Source organism: Streptomyces sp. SID486, from assembly GCF_009865385.1.
Lineage (GTDB): Bacteria > Actinomycetota > Actinomycetes > Streptomycetales > Streptomycetaceae > Streptomyces.
Genome location: NZ_WWJT01000667.1, coordinates 1 through 4,417, shown reverse-complemented (window position 1 = coordinate 4,417; position 4,417 = coordinate 1). Strand labels below are relative to the sequence as shown.

The 4,417-nt window shown below is 76.0% G+C and carries 3 protein-coding genes; all 3 read left to right on the top strand.

All coding sequences use genetic code 11. From position 1 onward, the window contains the following. The coding region (locus GT045_RS31200) for a phosphopantetheine-binding protein (protein ID WP_161336231.1) at window positions 1–395 on the top strand (395 nt) is incomplete at its 5' end. Continuing rightward, window positions 380–1,432 carry a MupA/Atu3671 family FMN-dependent luciferase-like monooxygenase gene (locus GT045_RS31195; RefSeq protein ID WP_161336230.1) on the top strand — a complete coding sequence of 351 codons (1,053 nt, stop codon included), beginning with the start codon at window positions 380–382 and terminating at the stop codon, window positions 1,430–1,432. The genes GT045_RS31200 and GT045_RS31195, both read left to right, overlap by 16 nt. After that, window positions 1,432–4,417 (top strand): amino acid adenylation domain-containing protein (locus GT045_RS31190; protein ID WP_161336229.1); only part of this gene is annotated, 2,986 nt, incomplete at its 3' end. The genes GT045_RS31195 and GT045_RS31190, both read left to right, overlap by 1 nt.

Here is a 4,417-nt window from a genome sequence, read left to right as displayed (position 1 = left end):
CCGCGCCGGCCCCCACCCCCGCGCCCGCCCCGGGCGCCGCCGTGCCCACCCCCGCCGAGGAACGCGTCGCCGCGGTCTGGCGCGAGGTCCTCGGCCTGCCCCGGGTCGGCCGCCACGACGACTTCTTCGCCCTCGGCGGCAACTCGCTGCGCGCCGTCCGGGTCGCCGCCCGCCTGAGCACCCCGGACCGGCCGGTGACCGCCGCCCAGCTGTTCGCCACGCCCACCGTCGCCGCGCTCGCCGCCGCGCTGGAGGGCACCGCGGCCGGCCCGCAGCCCGCCCTGGCGCCCATCCCGCGCCGGGCGCGCGTACCGCACACACCCCAGACGACCCGGACGACCGCGGCCGACCGCAGCGGCACGGAGCAGGAGGACAGGCAGTGGACCTCAGCGTGATGTTCTTCGGTGCGGACAGCACCGCCACCGGGCGGGTGCGGCACGAGCGCACCTACGAGGACATCCTCACCGTCGCCCGGGCCGCCGACCGTCTCGGCTTCCACGCCCTGTGGACGCCCGAACGCCACTTCCAGCAGGTCGGGCAGGTCTTCTCCAGTCCACCGGTGCTCAGCGCGGCGCTCGCCGTGGCCACCGAGCGGATCGGCATCCGGGCCGGCAGCGTCGTCCTGCCGCTGCACCACCCGCTGAAGGTCGCCGAGGAATGGGCGGTCGTGGACAACCTCTCGCACGGCCGGGTGGGCCTGTCCGTCGCCACCGGCTGGCACTCCGCCGACTTCGCGCTGGCACCCGGCAACTACGCCGACCGCCGCGCCCGCACCCTGGACACCGTCCCCGTCCTGCGCTCGCTGTGGGCCGGGGAGAGCGCCGAGTTCCCGGACGGCACGGGCAAGCCGGTCGGTGTGCTGCCCCAGCCGCGGCCGGTGCAGGAGTCGCTGCCGCTGTGGATCACCACGTCCGGCAACCCGGAGACGTGGGAGGCGGCCGGCCGGCTGCGCTGCGGGGTCCTCGGCGCGACCGTCGGGCAGAGCCGGGACGACCTCGCCGACCGCATCGCCCGCTACCGCGCCGCCTGCGCCGCCGCCCCCGACCAGCGGGGCACCGACGCGCACGGCCGCGTCACCCTCATGGCGCACACGTACGTCGGCGCCGACGACGCCGAGGTACGGCGCCTGGCCGCCGCCCCGCTGAAGGCGTACCTCGCCTCCTACCTCCGCCAGACCGCCGCCAACCGCACCGCCGACGCCGGCACCGCCGCGCTCACCGAGGAGAAGACCGCGCTGCTCGCGGAGTTCGCGTTCGAGCGCTACCTGAGCTGGGGCAGCCTGCTCGGCTCGCCCGGCGCCTGCGCCAAGATGCTCGCCGATCTGGCGGAGCTGGGCGTGGACGAGGTCGCCTGCTTCGTCGACTTCGGCCTCGGTACCGACGACGTGCTCACGAGCCTCGACCGGCTGGCCGAACTGAAAGAGAGCCTGTGATGACCGCCCCCGTCCGTCAGGGACAGCGGCCCGCCGCCTCCCTCGCCGACCGCTTCAGCGCGCTCACCGGTGAGCAGCGCGTCAAGCTGCTGCGCAAGCTCGTGGAGAGCGGCCGCGTGCGGGACGTGCCCGCCGTCGTCCCGCCGAGGGACCCCGCCCGGCCGGTCCGGCTCAGCCCCGCACAGCAGGACCTGTGGGCGTACGAGTCGCTGTATCCCGGCACCCCCGCCCTCAACCTGTGCTGCGCCTACCACTTCGAGGACCCGGTGGAGGTCGCCCACCTGGAGGCGGCGCTCACCCTCGTCCAGAAGCACCACGACATCCTGCGCACCCGGGTCACCGGCACCCCGGACGGCGAACTCCAGGTCGACTTCCCCGACTTCGGCCCCTTCGTGCTGGAGCGCGACGACCTGCGCGGCACCGGGACCACCGTCCACCAGGCGTTCGACGCCTTCCGCCGGCGCCCCTTCGACCTCGACCGGGGCAGGCTGATGCGCGGCCGCTTCGTCCGCGTCGACGAGCGCCGGACGACGCTGATGCTGAGCGTGCACCACGCCATCGCCGACTGGTGGTCCTTCGACGTCCTGCAGAACGAGTTCGCCGAGGCGTACCTGGCCATCCGCGACGGCGCCGAGCCCCGGCTCACCCGCCCCGCCGTCCAGTACGCCGACTTCTCCGCCTGGCAGGGCGAACTGGAGGAGTCCGGCGTCTTCGGCGAGCGGCTCGCCTTCTGGCGCCGCTACCTGGCCGACCCGCCCGGCCCGCTCACCGCCCCCGGCCACGGATCCGCCGCCGACGACCCCGACCGCGACCCCGACGGCATCGTCCACATCGGCTTCGACCTCGACCCGGACGCCGCCGCCGCCGTCCGCGCCCTGGCCCGCCGCTCCGGCACCACCGTCTACGGCGTGCTGATGGCCGCGTTCGCGGTCCTCGCCCACCGGGTCACCGGCGCCGAGGACATGGTGCTGGGCACCCCCGTCGCCAACCGGGCGGCCAAGGGCCTGGACCGGGTCATCGGCTACGTCATGAACGCCGTCCCCACCCGCTGGCGGGTACGCCCCGACAGTTCCTTCGCCGACCTCCTCGCCGTGTTCGCGGCCGACTTCCCCGGCCTCGTCGCCAACGCCGACCTGCCGGTCGGCCGGATCGTGGCGGCGGCCGCACCCGAGCGCAGCATCGGCCGGTCCCCGCTGTTCCAGTGGGTCTTCATGCACCTGACCCAGCAGCCGAGCGTCTCCGCCGTACGCGAGTTCGCCGAACCGGAACGCATCCACACCGGCGGCGAGCACGACCTCGTCGGCGTGGTGAAGGACAGCGGCGACGCGATGATCGGCAGCTTCGAGATCCGCACGGACACGTTCTCGCCCGAAGCGGTGGCGCGCTGGGCCGAGTGCTACGTCGAGCTGCTGCGGCAGGTCACCGCCGACCCCGCGCTGCGGGTGGCCGACATCGACATCGTGCCGTCCGCCCTGCGCGAGCGCCTGCTCGGCCTGGCATCCGGCTCCGCCGCCGCGCAGCCGGTGTCGCTGCCCGAACTGGTGGCCCGCCGGGCCGCCCGCACCCCGGACGCGCCCGCCCTCGACACCGGCACCCACATCCTGACGTACGCGCAGCTCGCCGACCGCGTCGACCGGCTGGCCGGCACCCTGGCCCGGCTCGGGGCCGGCCCGGGCGAACTCGTGGCGCTCGTGCGCGCCCGCGGCACGGACTGGCCGGTGACCGCGCTGGCCGTCCAGCGGACGGGGGCCGCGTATCTGCCCCTGGACCCCGAGCACCCTGCGGAACGCCTGCGGCGCACGCTGGCCGACGCCGGGCCGGTGCTGGTCGTCGCGGACGACGCGCTGCCCGCGGCCGGCGGCATACCGGTGCTGGTGCCGGGCCCCGAGTCGTACGAGGGCGAGCCGCTGACCACCCCCTACCCGGACCCGGCCGCCCCCGCCTACGTCATCCACACCTCCGGCTCCACCGGCACCCCCAAGGGCGTCGTCGTCCCCCACTCCGGCCTGGCCGCGCTCGCCGAGTCCCTGGCGGACGGGCTGGACCTGGCCTCCGGCGACCGGGTGCTCCAGCTAGGCCCCCCGACCTTCGACATATCGGTCGCCGACCTGTGCATGGCCTTCGGCTCCGGCGCGACCCTGGTCCTGCCGCCGGCCGGCCTGCTCGTGGGGGACGACCTGGCACGGGTGCTGACGCGGCGCCGGGTCTCCGCGGTCATGACGACACCGTCCGTGCTGGCGACGGTCCCGGCCGGTGCCTGCCCGGACCTGAGGGTGCTGGCGGTCGGCGCGGAAGCCTGCCCGCCCGAACTGGTGGAACGCTGGGCGACGGCCGGGCGCCGCTTCCACAACGTGTACGGGCCCACCGAGGCCACGGTGGCGGTCACCCTCTCCGGGCCCCTCGCCCGCGGCCACGGCCAGACGCGCACCCCCCTGGGCCGTCCGCTCACCGGCGCCCACGTCCGCCTGCTCGACGACCGGCTCCGCCCGGTGGCCCCGGGCACCCAGGGCGAGCTGTACCTGGCCGGCCCCCTGGCCGACGGCTACCTGCACCGCCCCGCGCAGACCGCCGAACGCTTCACGGCCGACCCGTACGGCCCCCCGGGCACCCGCATGTACCGCACCGGAGACCTCGCCTGGCAGGACGACGACGGCACCCTCCACTACCTGGGCCGCACCGACGACCAGGTGAAGATCCGCGGCCTGCGCGCGGAACCCGCCGAGATCGCCACCGCCCTCGCCGAACACCCGGCCGTCGGCGGTGCGGTGGCCCTCGTCCGGGAGGGCAGGGCCGGCCGCCCGCAGCTGGTCGGATACGTCGTCCCGGCCCCCGGCCGCACCCCCGACCCGGCCACCCTGCTCACCCACGCCGCCGAACGGCTGCCCGCCGGCCTGGTCCCGGCCGACGTGGTCGTCCTCGACACGTTCCCGCTGACCTCCAACGGGAAGATCGACAAGGCCGCCCTGCCCGCCCCCGCCCCCCGCG